General features: G+C 59.1%; 17 protein-coding genes. 12 read left to right on the top strand and 5 right to left on the bottom strand.

Annotated features, from left to right (window positions below; all coding sequences use genetic code 11):
- The first annotated feature begins 55 nt into the window (after window positions 1–55).
- Window positions 56–1,543: an HAL/PAL/TAL family ammonia-lyase gene (locus FHW77_RS17305; RefSeq protein WP_044459745.1), complete on the top strand. Its 1,488-nt coding sequence runs from the start codon at window positions 56–58 to the stop codon at window positions 1,541–1,543.
- A 64-nt stretch (window positions 1,544–1,607) separates the two neighbouring features.
- Here FHW77_RS17305 and FHW77_RS17300 read toward each other — a convergent pair whose 3' ends face one another.
- Together FHW77_RS17300 and FHW77_RS17295 are read right to left on the bottom strand one after the other, a co-directional pair.
- Window positions 1,608–2,354 carry a phosphate/phosphite/phosphonate ABC transporter substrate-binding protein gene (locus tag FHW77_RS17300; protein ID WP_044459936.1) on the bottom strand — a complete coding sequence of 249 codons (747 nt, stop codon included), beginning with the start codon at window positions 2,352–2,354 and terminating at the stop codon, window positions 1,608–1,610.
- A gap of 20 nt (window positions 2,355–2,374) precedes the next feature.
- Window positions 2,375–3,409 carry a fatty acid desaturase gene (locus FHW77_RS17295; protein WP_022563528.1) on the bottom strand — a complete coding sequence of 345 codons (1,035 nt, stop codon included), beginning with the start codon at window positions 3,407–3,409 and terminating at the stop codon, window positions 2,375–2,377.
- 134 nt (window positions 3,410–3,543) lie between these two features.
- On the opposite strand from FHW77_RS17295, the gene FHW77_RS17290 reads away from it, so the two are divergent.
- The 3 genes from FHW77_RS17290 to glgX all read left to right on the top strand — a co-directional run bounded on the left by FHW77_RS17290 (window position 3,544) and on the right by glgX (window position 7,243).
- Complete coding sequence (locus tag FHW77_RS17290; RefSeq protein ID WP_044459744.1) at window positions 3,544–4,380, top strand: helix-turn-helix domain-containing protein; 837 nt, start codon at window positions 3,544–3,546, stop codon at window positions 4,378–4,380.
- 316 nt (window positions 4,381–4,696) lie between these two features.
- Complete coding sequence (locus FHW77_RS17285) at window positions 4,697–4,885, top strand: DUF2934 domain-containing protein (RefSeq protein WP_004438121.1); 189 nt, start codon at window positions 4,697–4,699, stop codon at window positions 4,883–4,885.
- 282 nt (window positions 4,886–5,167) lie between these two features.
- Window positions 5,168–7,243, top strand: a complete 2,076-nt coding sequence (gene glgX, locus FHW77_RS17280; protein WP_044459743.1) for a glycogen debranching protein GlgX — start codon at window positions 5,168–5,170, stop codon at window positions 7,241–7,243.
- A gap of 110 nt (window positions 7,244–7,353) precedes the next feature.
- On the opposite strand, the gene FHW77_RS17275 is transcribed toward glgX, so the two are convergent.
- A complete protein-coding gene (locus FHW77_RS17275; RefSeq protein WP_044459742.1) occupies window positions 7,354–8,592 on the bottom strand; it encodes an amidohydrolase family protein in 1,239 nt (412 codons plus the stop codon).
- 81 nt (window positions 8,593–8,673) lie between these two features.
- Here FHW77_RS17275 and FHW77_RS17270 point away from each other — a divergent pair, with 81 nt between their 5' ends.
- Window positions 8,674–9,108 (top strand): nuclear transport factor 2-like protein, encoded by a 435-nt coding sequence (locus FHW77_RS17270; protein WP_182590606.1) that lies wholly within the window; start codon window positions 8,674–8,676, stop codon window positions 9,106–9,108.
- Here FHW77_RS17270 and FHW77_RS17265 read toward each other — a convergent pair.
- Window positions 9,096–9,800 carry a GntR family transcriptional regulator gene (locus tag FHW77_RS17265; RefSeq protein ID WP_006698708.1) on the bottom strand — a complete coding sequence of 235 codons (705 nt, stop codon included), beginning with the start codon at window positions 9,798–9,800 and terminating at the stop codon, window positions 9,096–9,098. The genes FHW77_RS17270 and FHW77_RS17265 overlap by 13 nt on opposite strands.
- Window positions 9,801–10,032: 232 nt before the next feature.
- On the opposite strand from FHW77_RS17265, the gene FHW77_RS17260 reads away from it, so the two are divergent.
- From FHW77_RS17260 to FHW77_RS17235, 6 genes are all read left to right on the top strand, one after another.
- Entirely contained in the window at window positions 10,033–10,872 is an 840-nt protein-coding gene (locus FHW77_RS17260; protein ID WP_044459740.1) for an ABC transporter ATP-binding protein, read from the top strand.
- 3 nt (window positions 10,873–10,875) lie between these two features.
- Complete coding sequence (locus tag FHW77_RS17255; RefSeq protein WP_006698710.1) at window positions 10,876–11,649, top strand: ABC transporter permease; 774 nt, start codon at window positions 10,876–10,878, stop codon at window positions 11,647–11,649.
- Window positions 11,650–11,678: 29 nt separating this feature from the next.
- Window positions 11,679–12,701 carry an ABC transporter substrate-binding protein gene (locus FHW77_RS17250; protein WP_182590605.1) on the top strand — a complete coding sequence of 341 codons (1,023 nt, stop codon included), beginning with the start codon at window positions 11,679–11,681 and terminating at the stop codon, window positions 12,699–12,701.
- A 99-nt stretch (window positions 12,702–12,800) separates the two neighbouring features.
- The gene (locus tag FHW77_RS17245) at window positions 12,801–14,360 is read left to right on the top strand and encodes a gamma-glutamyltransferase family protein (RefSeq protein ID WP_034498601.1); all 1,560 of its coding nucleotides are present in this window, start codon (window positions 12,801–12,803) and stop codon (window positions 14,358–14,360) included.
- Window positions 14,361–14,827: 467 nt separating this feature from the next.
- Window positions 14,828–15,952, top strand: coding sequence for a zinc-dependent alcohol dehydrogenase family protein (locus FHW77_RS17240; RefSeq protein WP_044459739.1), 1,125 nt, complete (start codon window positions 14,828–14,830; stop codon window positions 15,950–15,952).
- Between the two features lie 71 nt (window positions 15,953–16,023).
- Window positions 16,024–16,536, top strand: coding sequence for a 2'-5' RNA ligase family protein (locus tag FHW77_RS17235; RefSeq protein WP_234826073.1), 513 nt, complete (start codon window positions 16,024–16,026; stop codon window positions 16,534–16,536).
- A gap of 50 nt (window positions 16,537–16,586) precedes the next feature.
- Here FHW77_RS17235 and FHW77_RS17230 read toward each other — a convergent pair whose 3' ends face one another.
- A complete protein-coding gene (locus tag FHW77_RS17230; protein WP_034498443.1) occupies window positions 16,587–17,381 on the bottom strand; it encodes an SDR family NAD(P)-dependent oxidoreductase in 795 nt (264 codons plus the stop codon).
- Window positions 17,382–17,502: 121 nt separating this feature from the next.
- Here FHW77_RS17230 and FHW77_RS17225 point away from each other — a divergent pair, with 121 nt between their 5' ends.
- Window positions 17,503–18,444, top strand: coding sequence for a GlxA family transcriptional regulator (locus tag FHW77_RS17225; protein WP_197483830.1), 942 nt, complete (start codon window positions 17,503–17,505; stop codon window positions 18,442–18,444).
- Window positions 18,445–18,472 lie beyond the last annotated feature (28 nt).

Genomic DNA, 18,472 nt, shown 5'->3' with positions numbered 1-18,472 from the left:
TGGCAACACAATGTCGTCGTCTTCCGTCTAGACGGCGTTCCCCGAGGAGAACCTCATGACGGTCATGTTGGACAAGGCCCTGAGCTGGCACGATGTCGCCCTTGTGAGCCAAGGCGATCATCTCGTCCTTTCGGACGAAGCCTACCGGCGGATCGAAAGGGCAAGCCGAATTGTCGACGGCATCGTTGAAAACGGTATCCGTGCCTATGGCGTCAACACAGGTGTTGGCGCTCTGGCTGACACGGTGGTCGATCGCGCTGCCCAGGGAAAGCTTTCCCGCAGTATCGTTCTCAGTCACGCCTGCGGCGTCGGCCCATTGCTTGGCCGTCACGAGGTACGCGCAATCATTGCCTCACAAATAGCCAACTTCGCCCATGGTTACTCCGGTGTCCGCAGGGAGATCGTTGCCCATCTGACGAGGTTCCTGGAATGCGACTGTATCCCTGATGTGCCCTCAAAAGGGTCAGCCGGATATTTGATACATAATGCCCATATTGCGCTCGTGTTGATTGGCGAAGGCAGGGCAAAGCTCGGTGGCAAATCATTAAGCGGTCGGGACGCTTTGGCGGAAATGGGCCTTCAACCGCTCGTTCTTGGCGCCAAGGAAGGTTTGAGCCTTGTCAATGGCACGTCATGTGCGACGGGCCTCTCCAGTGTCGCTCTGGCACGCGCAGCACGGCTGCTTGATTGGGCGGATGCTATTGCCGCGCTGACTCTGGAAGCGGTCGGTTGCCAGATGTCGGCCTTCGAAGAAGCCGTGCTCTCGCTACGCTCCTCACCGGGCATGGCAACGGTGGGAAAAGCCCTCAGGACGCGTCTTGAAGGCAGCGGTCTCATCGAAGCGTCGCTTGGCAAGCGTACACAGGATGCCCTCAGCCTGCGCGCCATTCCCCACGCGCATGGCGCGGCACGCGATGTGTTCGATAGCTGCGCGACCATCATCGACCGAGAACTGGCCTCCGTGACAGACAATCCGGCGCTCGCCGGGTCACCGGAAGAGCCCATCGTATGGTCGCAGGCTCACGCGGTGGCCCCGGCCCTTGGACAGGCAGCCGATAGTCTTGCCATCGCACTCTCCCAGATCGCGGCGATGAGCGAACGGCGGATTGACAGGCTCGTCAACCCTCTGGTGAGCGGGCTTCCTCCATTTCTCGCTTCCGATCCCGGCAGCCATTCCGGTTTCATGATCGCGCAATATACCGCAGCTGCGCTGTCCAACGAAAACCGGCGCCTTGCGGCGCCCGCTTCCACCGATGGCGGGCTGACCTCCGCTCTGCAAGAAGACTTCCTGGCTCATCCAACCGCCGCCGCCAACAAGCTCCTCGCAATTATCGAAAATGCCGAATATATCCTGTCGATAGAATGGATGGCGGCGACACAGGCGCATGATTTCATTCAATCCGTTGCGGCAAGGGCGCCCGGTACCGACGCGCTCTACGGCCTGCTCCGCACCCATGTCGCCCCTTACTCAGATGACCGGCCGCCTTCGGCGGACATCGAGGCTATCCGATCCCTTATGTCGCAAAACACGCCGCCAAACTGATATCAGGCGGCGCTACAGGCACATGCAAAACCGGTTGACGGCCACACTGTCTCCAGCTTCTCCGTCACATCGCGAGTTTAATATCCATACCCTTAGCGCGGATGAAGGGCAGGCCTCTGCGCCGCGCGGTCCAGCCGACAACGTGAAGGCCTGCTGCTGCCGGCTCATATCGTTGGGCAATCATCCAGGATTTGCAATCAATCGCGGCAATATCGGCATCACCGTGGGCAACGGCAATCACCGAAGCGCGGTGCGAGCCAGTCTCAACCAGTTCCGGGAACATATCGAGGCCTTGACCGGCCGCCTGTAAATCGCGTTTGAGGCTAAGATAACCGGACAGGGACCGGTGCTCATTAAACGCCAGCCTTTTCTGACCGAAAAATCCGAGCGGCAGAATTGCCTCGCCTTCCTCGGACGGGGCGACGTCGTCGCCGCCTTCACCAATCCGGGCGATGAGGGCACTTGAGTAAAATGCACCCGCGCCGCCTGTGATCCCGTCATAATTGCCCTGACCGATGACCTCGACGTGATCTTCGAGGCCAAGCTCCATAGGACCCCAGCATGTCTGGGAAACGAGAAGGTTTGGATGGCGCCACAAGACTGCGAGATCGAGGGAGAAAGGATCAAGCGTGGCAGGATCCGGAGCGATGACGGATCCTGCCTCATCACGAATGCCACCGGGAACAGGCGGCATATCTGCGTTGCTCCGGACAAGACGCTCGGGAGCACCGATACCTTGCGCAAGAAATCTTACGCGCATTCCCGCCCACATGGCATCGGTCTCAGCACGCAATTCCGGCCAGTCATACATCGGCAGCGCCGCTATCAAGGTCACGTCGAGGCGTCCGATCTCAAGGAATTATCGGGCATCACGTAGGCTACGAAATCAGTTGGCACATAGGCGACGGCCGTTGTTGCGGGAACCAATTCGGGCCGTCCCAATACGGGATGCACCACCGGCTCTTTCGCACGGAAGGCAAAAGCGCGGAAAACCTCGAAGTAATTGGCAAAAACATAGCCCTCGTTCATCGTCTGCCATTCGGCGCGTCTGGCCTTATAAAGCGATGGCAGCTTATACCACGCCGCAGTCGGCAGCTTGTGATGCACGAAATGCAGGTTGTTGTAGAGAAACAGGGGGGCCAGAACGGAGTTCTCGACGATGATCGTTCGCCCGTCCGGCCGCTCGGCCCACTGGTGCTCACAATAGGAGCGGATGGCGATGATGGAAATGCCGAGATAGGCAGCGACACCGATATATTGCCAGAGCGGAATACCGAACAGCAGGGATATGACCAGCAACGTGGGAATGAGACCAGCCATATGCAGAACCCAGGCATAGATGACCCGCCGGTCACCTTTGGCGATCTTTCGCCACTCCGATATCGTGAATCCGACGACCATCAGCGGCGGACCGATCAGAAGGCGTCCAATCAGCGTGTTGTTCCATCCGAGCAATGTCTTTAAAAATCCAGGCAAAGTCTCCCAGTCGCCCATGGCGCGGTAATAGCTTTCCGGGTCATCGAACGGGTCCGTCAGCCGCTCATCCGCATGGTGCTGCAGATGTGTCCGCTTGTAGCTGCGGTAGGGATAGAAAATCCCGAGCGGGGCAAACACCAGCGCTTCATTGAGCCTTGCGTTGCGGGTCGGATGCCCATGCAGCACCTCGTGCTGAAGTGATGAATGCAACGCGACAGCGATGCCCATCAAGACAAGCGCTGCAAACGGATAAAGCGGATAGAGGGCGTAACCAGCGCCGGCCCAGAGACCATAACAGACGATCAGCAATCCTATCGTCGGCCACTCGATCCTGAGCGACTTCGGGCGAGGCCGGCTTACTGCGTTGGATTCACTGGCAATGTCACTCATAATATCCCTCGATTAGAATGTAATGAGAGATTTTCACCCCAGGGCGCGGTACACAACGGGATTATGGTTACCAACCGTTGATTTTGATCACAAAAAGTAGAATATGGTGATAATTGTAAACAACGAGGTGAAAAGTGGACAAGCGCGCGCTTTCCAACCTGTTTCGCATCAGGCTGACGGAGCTGGTTTCCCGCTCCGGATTAAGTCATTCGGCCTTTGCAGCCGAGATCGGGATCGACCGATCGGCTCTCTCGCAACTTCTATCAAGCGATTCGGCGCGGCTGCCGCGCGTTGAAACGCTTCTGAATATTGCCGAACGTCATTCCGTTTCACTGGACTGGCTGCTTGGCATTTCGCACGATCCGGGGCTGATGGGCGAACTGCGCCCGAGCTTCGAGATAGAGGAAGGTGGCGAAGACTACACCGACACCCTCCTGATGAAGTGGCATGCAGAGGCCGCGGGCTCCAAGATACGCTACGTGCCGGCCCGCATTCCCGACCTGCTCCGCACGCCACAGATCATCGCCTTCGAGGCGAGATCCGCGCATCAAAGCGTCAAGGCGCAAGCAAGCGAAACGGCATTCAGGCTCGATTACAATCGTCAACCCGGCACGGACATGGAAGTGTGTATGCCACGCGAGACACTTGAGGCCTTTGCCCAGGGGAGCGGCATGTGGCGGGGACTGAAAAGGGAGATACGTGCCGAGCAGCTTCAGTACATGTCAAACCTGATCAATGAACTCTATCCGTCGTTCAGATTGTTACTGTTTAATGAGAAAGAACGGTTTTCCGTGCCCTATACGATTTTCGGATCGCAACGCGCTGCGATTTTCGTCGGCGGCATGTATCTCGTGCTGAACAATGCTGAATCCATCCGAAAGATGCAGCGGCACTTCGATGAGTTGATCCGCTTCACGCGTGTTCACGCGCACCAGACTGCCGACTTCGTCAGGACGCTCGAAGTTTCGTGAAGCGAGCCCTCGGCATCCGCCGTCCAGAAATCATCCGACACAAGGCCTGCAACGCGATCTAAATCCGGACTGAGCCGCCGCGTCGTTCACGCTCTGCCCGCTTGGGATCATCCTCCCACGCTCCGGCTGCTTCCGCCGTTCCGGGCTCGCCCTGTTCCCAAAATACCGGGCGCGCCGTCCGCCTCAGTGAGATCGCCATGTTCGCGGACAACAATGGTGACGGTTGCCTGATGCCCACGCGGCGCCACCGGAACTTTCGTTGGTGGCGAAGGTTGGGGCAGGACAATATTGCTTCACACCTCAAAGGGAGAATGAAATGGGCACCGATCGCGAGGAATGGATTTCGAAGCGCGCTTACGAACTGTGGGAGCAGGCCGGTCGTCCGGAAGGTCAGGACGAAGAGCAGTGGCATGCCGCAAGTGCCGAGTGGGAAAGTGAATTCGGTCCGGTCGACGCCCCGGTCCCGGACGGCGCAGCGGAGGAAAACCTGTCACCGCAAACGTAACAGAAGCTCAATTTCACCACAAAACTGCCAGACTGTTCAGGAGCGGCGCAACGTCCTGAACAGTCGCTCATCTCCGGGGCGATAGTACCAGCGCCCGCCGGTCTTTGTCTGTTCCGGCCGACATCGGATAACTCACTCGCGAAACCGAATGGCCCATGCCTCTGGCTGCAAGATTGTCGCCATACGGGAGGGAACGTTCCTGACGCATTTGTGTTTCTCATGCGACGAAAACACCGCGTCTCCACTCACCCGCAAGATCCCACCCGTTTTCCAGAGGCATCCATGATCAGCAGAAACTCCCGTATTCTCGCCGGTGACCACCGTCAACTCGGCGCGACTGTGGACCGAGATGGCGTGAATTTCGCGCTGTTCAGCGCCCATGCGGAGCGGGTGGAACTCTGCCTGTTTTCAAGCGATGGGACCGCGGAGATCGAACGCCTCGAGCTTCCGGAATACACCAACGAGGTCTGGCACGGCTATGTACCGGGCCTGAAAGAAGGCGCACTTTACGGTTACCGCGTTTACGGCCCGTTCGAACCCGAAAGCGGGCACCGGTTCAACCCTAACAAGCTTCTGCTCGATCCCTATGCGCGCGAAGTCGTGGGCGACATAGAGTGGGGGCAGCCGCAATTTGCTTACGTGACAGACAGTCCGGACAAGGACTTGTCCTTCGACGACACTGACAGCGCGCCGTTTGTGCCAAAGGCTCGCGTGGTCGCCAGGTCCGACGCGCCAAGGGGTCAACAGCGCCCCGACATCCCCTGGTCGAAGACAATATTTTATGAGACCCACGTCAAGGGTTTCACGCAGCTTCACCCCGCTGTTCCGGAAGCTCTCCGAGGCACATTTGAGGGCCTTGGGGAGAAAGAGATCGTCGACTACGTCAAGAGTCTGGGGGTTACCTCCATTGAGCTGCTTCCGGTACACTGGTTTCCGGACGACGCCCATTTGCTGGAAAAAGGTCTGAAAAACTATTGGGGATATAATACGCTTGCCTTCTTCGCTCCGGCGAACCGCTACATGGGTCCGCGGGGCATCCAGGGCTTTCGGGACATGGTTCGCGCTTTTCATGGTGCCGGGATCGAGGTCATCCTGGACGTCGTCTACAATCACACCGCCGAAGGCAATGAGATGGGGCCAACCCTCTCTTTCAGAGGCATCGACAACTTTTCCTATTACCGCACAATGCCGGACGAGCCGCGCTATTACATCAACGACACCGGCACCGGAAACACGGTAAACACTTCCCACCCGCGCGTTTTGCAGATGGTTACGGACTCGTTGCGCTACTGGGCGCAGGAGATGGAGATCGACGGGTTCCGATTTGATCTCGGCACGATCCTGGGACGCGAGCCGGAAGGGTTCGACCAGCGCGGCGGATTCTTCGATGCCGTCGGGCAGGATCCCGTGCTGTCACGTCTGAAGCTTGTTGGAGAACCATGGGACATTGGGCCGGGCGGCTATCAAGTCGGTGGGTTTCCGCCAGGCTGGGCAGAGTGGAACGACAAGTACCGCGATACCGTGCGGGATTACTGGAGAAACAGGGATGGCACGACCAGGGATTTCGCGGCCCGTATCCTCGGCTCCGGCGATGTTTATGACTTGCGCGGCCGTCGTCCCTGGTCCGGCGTAAATTTCCTGACAGCGCATGACGGCTTCACGCTCAACGACCTCGTTTCATACAACGACAAGCACAATGAGGCGAACGGCGAGGATAACAAGGACGGTCATGGCGACAACCGAAGCTTTAATTTTGGCGTGGAAGGACCATCCGATGACGAGGGAGTAATTACTCTCCGCGACCGTCAGAAGCGAAATTTTCTTGCGACGCTTTTTCTTTCTCATGGAACACCGATGCTTCTGGCTGGCGACGAGTTTGGCCGCAGCCAGATGGGCAACAACAATGCCTACTGCCAGGATAACGAACTGAGCTGGGTGCATTGGGAGGATCTACCCGCAAGCGCCGCACAACTGCGCGATTTCGCCCGCAGATTGATTTCGCTGCGTCATGAACATTCGATTTTGAGGCGCGACGACTGGCGCGACGGAATGGTCATAACGTGGTACAACCCGGCGGCCAGCGAGCAGACCCGGGAGCAATGGGATGATCCCGGCGCCACCACCATCGGGCTGCGTGTTCGCCGCGATCACGATGAGGAAGAAGGTTGGGATGATATCCTCATCCTGTCCAATCCCCATGACGGGTCCGTTCCATTCGCTCTTCCGGAGGTAAGCGGAGGATGGGTGGAAGTCCTCACGACAGTCGATCCCGAAGCGACTGACCGAAAAATCGAAGCCGCCGAATATGTTCTGATCGACCGTAGCCTCGTGCTATTGCGTGCGGGAAAACAACCTTAAAGCGGAATCAGAGCGCTTCGCAGGACAGTATCCTGTTCGGAGCCGGCACCGGCCCACCGGGACCGCAGGTCGGGGGAGAACCAGAACGACGCAGCGGTGCTCCAAAAATGTCAAGGCCGGAGCACCGTAGCGGTTGGCCTGACAAAACTCTTGCGCCCCCGCTTGAAACCCATGACCGGCTCGCCCAACCCGCCGAAGACCTCGGTCACGTCTTCGCCTCCCATTACGAGGATGTCGGCCATCGCGCCGACAACCAGCCCGTAACCGTCGATCCGCATCAGCCGGGCTGCATCCTCCGAGACGAGATCCAGGCAGGCCGCGAAATCCTCCGGCCCGAGATGCATCACATTGGCGTAGAGATTGGCCATGCGCAGAAGTGAACAGTCGCCAAAGGGCGTGAACGGGTTGAGTATGTTGTTGCTGGCGATCGATGCCGTGACACCCCGATCCTTGAGGATATGCACGGGTGCTATGCCTCGCACGGCGCGAAAACCGGCTTCCCGGCCGTTCAGATAGAGATCGGTCGAAGGCAGCGCCGTTACCGCGACGCCCGCTTGGAACAACCGCGCGACCCGACGTTCAAATATTGCTTCGTTCATGGTTGCAAGCTTGGTCACGTGGCCGACAGCCACCCGCCCGCCCCAACCAGCCTTTTCCGTCCGGTCGCAAATCTCCTCAAGATGCCCCCAGCTTGGATCGAGGTCAAAGTCCAGATGGAAATCCAGGTCCACGTCATGTCGCGTGGCCAAGGCGAAAAGCCGTTCCATCTGGCCGGACGGATCGCTGTCTGTATAGGGGCAGCCGCCGAGAAGGTCCGCACCTTCGACAAGCGCCTGTTCGAGCAATTCCTCCGTGCCCGGATCATTGGTCAGCCCTTCCTGCGGAAACACGCAGATGGAAAGATCGAGTGCAAAAGCAAAATCCTGTCTCAACCGCTTCATCGCCTCAAAACTGCGCAAGCCCACCCGCGGATCAACCTCCACATGGGTGCGCATGTGCATCGTACCCTTGCCAATTGCCATCTCCATCGTCCGGGCTCCGCGGGCATAGACGTCCTCGACCGTATAGTCCCGCTTCAGACGGGCAACCGCGGCAATCGCGCCCTTCAGCCCGCCTCCTGCATCGCTGCAACGGCACAAGAGGCACGACTTGTCGAGATGAACATGGGTATCGACGAAACCCGGCAGCACCAGCCTCCCGCCGACTGCCTCATCCTTCCGGCCTGCTCCCGCCGCGATCTGACCGATAGCGGCAATGCGGCCATTGGTGACGCCTATATCCTGCAGCGCGGCGCATCCTTTCACGCGTGCATCGCGCAGCACAAGATCGAAGGATTCTTGAAATGACATATTGCAACTCGATGGGTAGTTTGCGTAACAATAAATGTATGCACTTTTGACGAAACATTCGCAACAGATTTGGAGATTTCCATGAACGAGACAACAGAACGCGATCTGCAATCGGTGAAGGACTATCTCGCTGCCTCAATGGCGCGCGATCCTGCTCGCGCCGCGACCTATGTCGCCCCGGGCTTCATCTGCCGCTTTACCGGCAATCGGCTTTTTAACACACCGAGCGGCCCAACCGACTTCAACGCGGCTCGCTATAAATGGGTGAAGAAGAGTATCGAGCGTTACGACGTCGTGCCTGGCGAAACGGAAACCATCATCTATAGCCTCGGCTATCTCTACGGCGAATGGCCGGACGGCACCCCTTTCGACAACAACCGATATATCGACCGATTCACCGTGCGTGACGGCCTGATCCTGGATACAGACGTCTGGAACGACAGCGCCGAATGGATACTCGACCCATCCGTCGCCCGCCAAACGTCAGAGGAGCCCGGCTCCTTTCAGTCTGCATAAGGCGCCAGGATATCCATCAGGTCGCGTGGCTTGGCGCCTGAGCTTTGCAACAGCGCCCGCGAGGCAACCGCCTCGAGATGCTCGACCATCATCGCCTCAGCCTTCTCCGCCGGCCCGGTGCGGATCACCTCGATCAGGTCAAGATGCTCGCTGACCGCGCAGTCGGAGGAGTGTGGCCGCCCGAAGGCAGCAAGCGACAGGCCTGCACGATAACAGATTTCCGTGACATATCGGATCAGGATAGGCTTGCCGGTCATCTCTGCCAGAAGCACGTGGAAGTCTGTGGCGAGGCGGATCGAAGCGCCTTCAGGCCCGTGCCGGGCCTCATGCTCGGCCTCGACGATTGCCTTCAGCTGCTTGGCCTGCGCGTCCGTCAACTTGCCCGCGAGACGTCTCACCACCTGCTTTTCCAGATCAAGGCGGATGTCAAAAATATCCCGGGCATCCTCGAAGGATGGCGTAGCGACCACGGCGATACGGTTTCGCCGAAGGTCGACGAGACCTTCGGCCGCAAGCTGGCCGAGCGCGTGACGGGCAATAGTGCGACTGACACCGAATCGCTCACCGAGCGCATCCTCCGGCAGCCGGTCACCCGGCTGCAGCGCCCGCTCGATGATGGCACGGCGCAGAGCCGTACAAATCGCAGCGACGCGATCCCCTTCACCTCTTACCGAACGTTTACTGCCGGTCATTGCCAACCCTCTTCTCCGGCCAATCGATAAGCGAGGCGACGGGGAAAATCAACTCGGCGCGCTGCCGCATTTAAATGCAAGGCAAATCAAAAATGCCCAAAACACATGCATACAATTAGTGCATTCATTTTACACGCCGGAGATATCGAATGCAGAACAAGACAATTGAGCATGCATGTATTTTGGCACGTAGATTGCATACAGTTATCGAAACGCTTTTCACGGTGACCTAATGCTGACTATGCCTCAACTGACGACATCCGCCGCTCCCGCCGTGGAGCTCTCGCAAGCCGCGGTTTCCTTCGGCCGCAAGGAACAGGCAGTCGTTGCGCTGCAAGAGACGAATCTGCGCATTGCCGACGGGGAATTTGTGGCACTCGTCGGCCCCTCCGGCTGCGGCAAGTCAACGATCATGCGGCTTACCGCCGGCCTGCTGCAGCCGACCAGGGGCGCGGTCATCGTTGGCGGGCGAGAAGTTGGCGCCAAGGCGCTGCGCATCGGCATGGCCTTCCAGAACCCGACCATGCTTCCCTGGCTGACGATAGAGCGCAACGTGATGTTGCCACTCAAGATCGTGAAGCCGTTCCGTGCCGAATACCGAGCGAAGAAAAACGGTGAATTCCGCGACCGGGTCCGCGCCTTGCTTGCAGATGTCGGCCTGGACAAGTTCGCCAGCCATTACCCATGGCAGCTCTCCGGTGGAATGCTCCAGCGCGCCAATCTCTGCCGAGCGCTCGTTCACGAACCCAGCCTGCTTCTGCTCGACGAACCCTTTGGCGCGCTCGATCAATTTACCCGCGAAGAACTATGGGGCACGATGCAGTCGCTCTGGATGAAGCGCAAGCCGACCGTCCTGCTCATCACCCATGACCTGAAGGAAGCAGGTTTCCTGGCATCCCGCATCTGCGTCATGAGTGCGCGGCCCGGTCGCATTATCGATGATAGCCCCGTCGATTTCCGGCGCCCCCGCACAATCGAAATGACCTTCGAGCACGATTTCGTCGCGCTCAACCAGCGCCTGCGCGAACTCATCATCGATGCCCGGTCTGACACCGCCATCCAGGGAGCCTGACCCATGACCTACGAATTGCGCCGCCGCTTCTGGGCCGCCGCTCTCATCCTCGCGTTCTTCGTCCTTTGGGAAATCCTCTGTATAGCCTTGCAGGTGTCCGATCTCGTCGTGCCTCGTCCAAGCCAGGTCTTCCAGACGCTTGTCGAGCGCTTTCCGATCCTCGTGCCACATATAATCCAGACACTCTGGACGACGATGGTTGGCTTTGTCCTCGGAGTGGCGGTCGGCGTTGCCATCGGGGCTGCAATCGGCGTGTCGCGCGTGGCTTACGATACGGCTTACCCCCTGTTGATCGGTTTTTCGTCGATCCCCAAGGTAGCGGTTGTGCCGATCTTCGTTCTGTGGTTCGGCTCCGGCTCCGTGCCGGCAATTCTCACTGCGCTCGCCATGTGCTTCTTCCCGATCGTCGTCAACATCGCTACCGGCCTTGCAACGACCGAGCCGGAGCTGGAGGACGTGCTTAAATCGCTGGGCGCAAGCAAGCTCGACATCCTCTGGAATGTCGGACTGCCGCGCACGATGCCCTTCTTTTTCGCCTCGCTGAAGATCGCCGTCACCTTCGCCTTCGTCGGCTCCGTCCTGTCGGAAACCGTGGCCTCCAACCGCGGGATCGGCAATGTCATGATGTCGGCCTCGTCTAATTTCGATGTGCCGCTGGTCTTTGCCGGCCTTTTCATCCTCGCCCTTCTGGGTGTGCTTCTCTACGTCGCCTTCTCCCTTATCGAGGCACGCGTCACGGGCTGGGCCGCCCGCGGCCAGGATTTCACTGCCGCCTGAACATCTACTCAAAACAAATGGAGCCAGACATGCTGAAGAAACTGATCTCGACTCTTGCACTTAGCCTTTGCCTCGGCGGTGTCGCCCGGGCTGACACGGATATCAAGTTCACCCTCGGCTGGAAGACGCAAGGCTCGGACGCCCCCTTCCTGCTCGCCTTGCAGAAGGGCTACTTCAAGGACGAGGGCCTCAATGTCACCATCGATCAGGGCGAGGGTTCGGCGGCAACGGTCACGCGTATCATGTCGGGCGTCTACGATGCCGGCTTCGGCGATATCAACGCCATCATCCAGAATGCCGCCACACGGCCGAACGACGTGCCCGTCATGGTCTACCAGCTTTGGAGCAAGCCGCCCTTCGCCATCGTCAGCAAGAAGGAAACCAACATCACCAAGCCGGCCGATCTGGAAGGCAAGAAGCTGGGCGGCGCGCAGGGCACACCTACAACCCGCCTCGTCAACGTGCTGGGTACGATCAACAAGGTTGACATGACCAAGGTCGCGATCGAGAACATGGGTCCCAACCTGCAGGAGCCGATGCTCATCAAGGGCGATATCGACGGCGCCCTCGTGTTCAACATCACCAGCTGGTTCAACCTCATCAATAATCGCCAGGACCCGGCAAAGGACTACAACTGGCTGTCCTTCGGCGATTATGGCCTTGATCTCTACGCCAACGGCATGATGGTGTCGCAGAAACTCGTCAGGGAAAACCCGAAAGCGGTGGAAGGACTGGTACGCGCGGTGAACAAGGCCGCCAGGGAAATCGCCGAAAATTCCAGGGCAGGCATAGAGGCCGTGTTGGCCTACGACAATCTCGCCAAGGAAGAACTCGAACTTGCGCGCATGAAATTCTCCTACGAGAACCTGATCATCTCGCCGGAAGTCGAAAGGCTCGGCCTCGGCGACGTTGATGACGCTCGTCTTGCGCGTTCGATCGATATCGTGGCCGAAGGCTATCAGCTGCCTTCCAAGCCAAAGCCCGAACAGGTATTCACCCGCCAGTTCCTGCCGTCCTTGGACGACCGCAAGCTCGCCTACAAGATCGACTGAGCGAGCCACGATGTGCATCCCTGGCCGGAAGTTTTCGGCCAGTCCGTCAAGAGAGGAAATATCATGTCGCTACCTGTGCCGGAAGCTGCCCTGCCGGGAATGGTCACCAGTCCACATCCCCTGGCAAGCGAAGCCGGCGCAGCGGTACTAAGACGTGGCGGCAATGCTATCGAGGCGGCCGTTGCGATCGCTGCGGCACTTGCGGTGGTGATGCCGCATTTTTGCGGTCTGGGCGGCGATGCCGTATGGCTGGTCGCCGACAAGCAGGGCCTCCGCCGGTCCTTTCTGGGAATAGGTCAGGCCGCGGCGGTCCTTCCCGACTATCAGACGGCAATCCCGCTGCGCGGCCCCTCTTCCATGATAACGACCGCCTGCGCGGTAGATAGCTGGGGTCATGCCCTGGCGTTTGGACAGCAGCATTGGCAAGGCCGCGAGCAGCTTTCCGATCTTCTGATGCCCGCAATAGCTTTTGCGGAAAACGGATACCAGCCGGGCAACACACAAGATTTCTGGCTTGAATTCAGACGCCCCGAAATAGCCCAATGGCCGGGTTTCGCAGCCGCGTTTGATCATCCAGCAAGCATGGGCATTTTCACGCAACATCCGCTCGCTCGAACCCTTCGGCACATCGCCGAGCATGGCTATCGGTCCTTTTATGAGGGAGAGTTGGCGCGCCGCCTTGGAGAGGCGATGGCTTCGCTGGGCTCGCCGATCACTGCTGTCGACTTGCAACTCACCCGCACCCGCGATGCGGAACCCGTGTCGCAGGACTATCGCGGCGTAACGCTTTTCGCCCCGCCCCCGCCGACGCAGGGGCTTTCCACACTTGCGATCCTTGGCATTTTGTCCCGGCTGGATTTGGCGTCACTACCGCCATCAAGCGCAGCGCGTTACCATCTTTTGGTTGAAGCCGTGAAACAGGCGTTCCTCGATCGCGAACATATCGCCGACCCGGATTTCGCCGACGGCAACTCTCCCGGCTTTCTTGACCCAACCCGGCTTGAGAAGAAAGCTCAGGCCATCGACCACGAGCGGGCGCTCGAATGGCCTCATGCTTACCAGCATGGTGACACGGTCTTCTTCGCGGCAACCGACGAGCAGGGGCGCTGTGCAAGCGTGCTTCAGAGCACATATTTCGACTGGGGCAGCGGCGTGGTCGTTGGCGACACCGGCGTCATCTGGCAGAACCGCGGCGCGGCGTTTTCGGTTGCAAGCGGCCATCCGAACGCCATAAAGCCTGGAAAGCGGCCCTTCTATACCCTCAACCCGGGCATCGCGTTCAAGGATGGATCCCCCTATTTGCTTTACGGAACGCAAGGGGCAGATGGCCAGCCGCAGACATTGTCGCTGGTGCTCACAGGCCTGCTCGACTACGGCATGACGCCCGAACAGGCTTTGGCACAACCTCGTTTTCTGCTTGGCAAGACATTTTCCGACGTGCATCACAGCCTGAAAGTCGAGCAGTCGCCTGACGCGAACATTATCGGGGGACTGACTGCGCTTGGGCATGACGTCTTGCCACTGCCGGCACTGTCGCCGATTTTCGGACAGGCGGGCGTCATCTGCATCCAGGATCAAGAAACGATTCTTGGATCCCACGATCCACGTGGTGAAGGCGTTGCCATGTATGTTTACACCGATCGAAAATCAGCAACGTAGTTTCCGTGATCAAGCAGCAGCTCTCATGGCGTCCTCCTTGGTCTCAAAGAGTATCGAATGGTTTTCCTGCCATCGGCGCGATTTTCGTGAAGAGCAAATCCTGATCTTGCCACTGTTCTTCGAAACTCGTGATTGAGCGGGCGCTCATTTCGGGATCGAGCGCACCCAGTTCTACCGCCGTATCCGTCGATATCGAGCGGAGTGTTCACTGCCTTGCTCCAAAGCAGGTCTGTAGCATCTGGCCATTGCTTTCGCGTCCACGCGCAAAGGCCGCGCGGAGCGCGTTTCGCCGTCGAAACCGTCGCGTTCAGACCGCGCTGGCTATACGGGACAAGACGACGCTCCTCGGCGGTTTTTGCACGCCGGACGGGTTGGTCAATCCAATTCAAAACAGTTTATGCCACTCCTTGCATTACTGGTGGACGGATATCGTGTATTTCTGGGGAAAGTCGGTGAAGGAGGGAATAATGCGGGTCAAAGCAGCTGTGTTGCAGAGGATGAATGTGTCTCCTCCTTACCGCGAAAGCAGGCCTCTTGCGATTGAGGAAATCGAACTTTCGCAGCCCGGCCTCGGCGAAGTCCTCGTTCGCATCCGCGCCGCCGGCCTTTGTCACTCCGATCTTTCCGTCATCAACGGTGACAGGCCCCGGCCAATGCCGATGGCGCTGGGGCACGAGGCAGCCGGCGTTGTCGAGGCCCTTGGGGATGGGGTCCGGGACCTCGAACCGGGTGATCACGTCGTAATGGTCTTCATGCCGAGCTGCGGGCATTGTCTGCCTTGTGCGGAAGGTCGGCCAGCGCTTTGCGAACCGGGTGCTGCGGCCAACGCAGCAGGAACACTTGTCGGCGGCGCGATGAGGCTGAATTATCGCGGTCAAGCCGTCCATCATCATCTCGGGGTATCCGCTTTTGCCGAATATGCCGTCGTTTCGCGCAATTCACTTATCAAGATCGACCGCGACCTGCCATTTGTGGAAGCCGCGCTTTTCGGCTGCGCGGTTCTGACGGGCGTGGGCGCAGTCGTGAATACGGCCGAGATAAAGGCCGGCTCAACTGCCGTCGTCATCGGGCTGGGTGGCGTCGGTCTTGCCGCAGTGCTGGGAGCCCGGGCGGCTGGCGCCAGCAAGATCGTCGCCGTCGATCTCTCAGAGGAAAAGCTGGCGCTTGCCGGTGAACTTGGCGCGACAGCAGTGGTGAACGGCCGCGATGAAGATGCCGTCGAACAGGTTCGACAGCTTACCTCCGGTGGCGCTGACTACGCATTCGAGATGGCCGGTTCCATTCGCGCTCTCGAAAATGCCTTCAGGATGACCAAACGCGGCGGCACGACCGTGACCGCAGGCCTGCCGCCGCCGTCCGCGACCCTGCCGGTGAACATCGTGCAACTGGTTGCCGAGGAGAGGACACTCAAAGGCAGCTATATCGGCACCTGTGTGCCCGTCCGCGATATTCCGCGTTTCATCGCGCTTTACCGTGATGGGCGGCTGCCGGTGAACCGTTTGCTCAGTGCAAGGCTCAAGCTCGAGGATATCAACGAAGGTTTCGACCGCCTGCATGACGGAAGCGCTGTACGCCAGGTCATCGAGTTCTAGGAGCTGCGACGGGATGCCACTGCCACCGAGATCGCTTCGGAAACCCGGGCGACAAGCCCGGATCCGCTAATTTGAAGACACGCCATCCGATGATCCTGACAGCCCGCATCGCAGAGCACGATCTCATGCCCTTCGATCTGCTTCGTCAGCAATATTTCCCGCAGGACCGGAATTTCCTGCGGGCGCATCTGACGATGTTTTACCGCCTGCCGGGCGAATATGTGGACGTAATTGGCGAGAGCCTACGATCCATTGCGAAAGGTACCAGCGTGATTTCGGCCCAAGTCAGCGGTGTCCGTCATCTCGGTGCTGGCGTCGCGTTCACGATTGAAAGCGCGACGCTGAACTCGGTTCGTGGTGCCCTGCGGAGCGATTTCGTCCAATGGCTTGGCTCCCAAGACATGCAGGCGTGGCGACCGCACATCACGGTTCAAAACAAGGCTTCGCGAGCGAAGGCAAACGAGCTTTATCGCACGCTTACAGATGGCTTCTCGCCCCACGACATCACGATTGTAGGGCTTGACCTGTGGAGATATCTCGGTGGCCCCTGGGAAAGGGAGGCCACCGTGCCGTTCACCGATTGACACGCTGCGACGAAGATTCCGAATGTCTCAAACCATAAAGGGCGGACGTTTCAGGCTGCCGCGATCAGACGCGTTGCCGGCCGGGTGGCGGAAAGCTGAGGGCCGAGCGCGAGACGTGCCGCCTCATAGGCGTGCCATAGCTCGACATCCCTGAGCGCGGGAATGGTGCTGGTTTCCCCCTGATCGAGCCCGGCCAACGCGGCATCGACCATATCCTCGGCCTGCATGACGATCTCGTCGGGAAGATGTTCGACCGGCAGGCCTCCGATTGCCCAGAAGTCGGTCCGGGTGGCACCGGGCAGGACGGCCTGCGCCCGGATGCCACGGTCTGCGAGTTCGTGATTGAGCGATGTGGTAAACGCCTGCACAAAAGCCTTGGTACCACCGTAAACGCCGTTGAGCAGTTCTGGCGCAACCGCAACGATCGAAGCGATATTGATCACCGTGCCGCCGCCGCGCGCCACCAGGCCTGGCACTGCCGCGTATGTCAGGCGCATCAAAGCGGTCACGTTGAGCCGGATCATGGCTTCCATGCGATCGACATCGCTTTCCAGCAGCGTCGTGTGGGTGCCGATACCGGCGTTGTTGACCAGCGCCGTGATGCCGGCGTCTTCACGCAGCACTTTTTCAACGCGGGCAAGATCGGCCGTATCGCCCAGATCGGCGGCAAGCACTTCAACCACACGATCCGTCTTGTTCGATATCTCAGAGGCGAGCGACTGCAGCTTGTCCCCGTTTCGGGCTACAAGGATCAGGTCATAACCGCGCGCGGCTAGACGGTCAGCGTAGATCGCGCCGATGCCGGTTGAGGCGCCGGTGATGAGTGCAGTTCCCTTTGTGGTCATTGGTCTGTTCCTTGTTCGGGGGAAAGCGCCATCGCTTTCGACACGGACGTTATGGACCAGATGACATTTGTCCGATATGACGTATAAACTACGTTTTTAAGACACAGGATAGGAGGAACGGGTGCCTCATATTTCCATGGTGCTGACGCCGGGTTTCCAGTTTCTCGCGCTGGGCGTCCAGGCTGCTTTCGAGTTGGCCAATGTGTTGAGGGATGAAGCCTATTATACGCTCTCGATCACCTCGGTCGAAGGTGGCCCTGTCATGTCGTCCAGCGGTTTTTCCGTGCCGACCACAAAACTCGATGAGGTGGGACAGGTGGATACACTGCTTCTTCTGGCAGGCCTCCTTCCGCCTCCGCAGCAGGATGAAGCAACGCTTGCCACCTTGCGCGCAATGGCCAGGGCATCGCGGCGGGTCGCAGGGCTCTGCACCGGATCGTTTCTGCTTGGGCAAATGGGATTTCTCGACGGACGGCGCGCAACCACCCACTGGTCCTATGCGCAGGAGATGCGCAGGTCCTTCCCAAAGGTGCGCGTTGAAGACGATCGCATCTTCATCAACGAGGGACCGGTCTGGACATCGGCCGGCCTGACCGCCGGCCTGGATCTCGCAGTGGCACTGATCGAAAAAGATCTGGGACGCGATGTGGCAGGCGCGATAGCCCGAAGACTTGTAATGCATCATCGCCGGGCCGGTGGTCAGTCGCAACATTCTGAATTGCTCCAACTTGCACCCAGCAGTGACCGCATCCAGAAGACGCTGATCCATGCGAAGACACATCTTGCCAACCCTTTGACCGTCGAGGAACTGGCTGAGGTCGCGGCACTCTCGCCCCGTCAGTTCAGCCGTGCGTTTCATGCCGAAACCGGCCAGACACCCGCCAAGGCCGTGGAGCAAATCCGCCTGGAGGCAGCTCGCCTGATGATCGAGGAGACCCGGCACCCGATGGATCAGATCGCGCGCGAAAGTGGTTTCGTCGATCTTAGGCGCATGCGCGATGCCTTCATGCGGCAGTATGGACAACCGCCGCAAACCATAAGGCGGCTTGCAAGGACCGCCTGATTAATAGTCTGAAGAGAGATAAGTGCAC

This window comes from Agrobacterium sp. RC10-4-1 (genome assembly GCF_014138475.1).
Classification (GTDB): Bacteria; Pseudomonadota; Alphaproteobacteria; order Rhizobiales; family Rhizobiaceae; genus Agrobacterium; species Agrobacterium pusense.
Note: the sequence above shows the minus strand (reverse complement) of the source record. Positions and strands in the feature narration are given on the sequence as shown.

Coding starts and splice junctions, on each gene's coding strand:
- FHW77_RS17305 (WP_044459745.1), top strand. CDS start 56: ATGACGGTCATGTTGGACAAGGCCCTGAGCTGGCACGATGTCGCCCTT.
- FHW77_RS17300 (WP_044459936.1), bottom strand. CDS start 2,354: ATGTATGACTGGCCGGAATTGCGTGCTGAGACCGATGCCATGTGGGCG.
- FHW77_RS17295 (WP_022563528.1), bottom strand. CDS start 3,409: ATGAGTGACATTGCCAGTGAATCCAACGCAGTAAGCCGGCCTCGCCCG.
- FHW77_RS17285 (WP_004438121.1), top strand. CDS start 4,697: ATGGGCACCGATCGCGAGGAATGGATTTCGAAGCGCGCTTACGAACTG.
- glgX (WP_044459743.1), top strand. CDS start 5,168: ATGATCAGCAGAAACTCCCGTATTCTCGCCGGTGACCACCGTCAACTC.
- FHW77_RS17275 (WP_044459742.1), bottom strand. CDS start 8,592: ATGTCATTTCAAGAATCCTTCGATCTTGTGCTGCGCGATGCACGCGTG.
- FHW77_RS17270 (WP_182590606.1), top strand. CDS start 8,674: ATGAACGAGACAACAGAACGCGATCTGCAATCGGTGAAGGACTATCTC.
- FHW77_RS17265 (WP_006698708.1), bottom strand. CDS start 9,800: ATGACCGGCAGTAAACGTTCGGTAAGAGGTGAAGGGGATCGCGTCGCT.
- FHW77_RS17260 (WP_044459740.1), top strand. CDS start 10,033: ATGCTGACTATGCCTCAACTGACGACATCCGCCGCTCCCGCCGTGGAG.
- FHW77_RS17255 (WP_006698710.1), top strand. CDS start 10,876: ATGACCTACGAATTGCGCCGCCGCTTCTGGGCCGCCGCTCTCATCCTC.
- FHW77_RS17250 (WP_182590605.1), top strand. CDS start 11,679: ATGCTGAAGAAACTGATCTCGACTCTTGCACTTAGCCTTTGCCTCGGC.
- FHW77_RS17245 (WP_034498601.1), top strand. CDS start 12,801: ATGGTCACCAGTCCACATCCCCTGGCAAGCGAAGCCGGCGCAGCGGTA.
- FHW77_RS17240 (WP_044459739.1), top strand. CDS start 14,828: ATGCGGGTCAAAGCAGCTGTGTTGCAGAGGATGAATGTGTCTCCTCCT.
- FHW77_RS17230 (WP_034498443.1), bottom strand. CDS start 17,381: ATGACCACAAAGGGAACTGCACTCATCACCGGCGCCTCAACCGGCATC.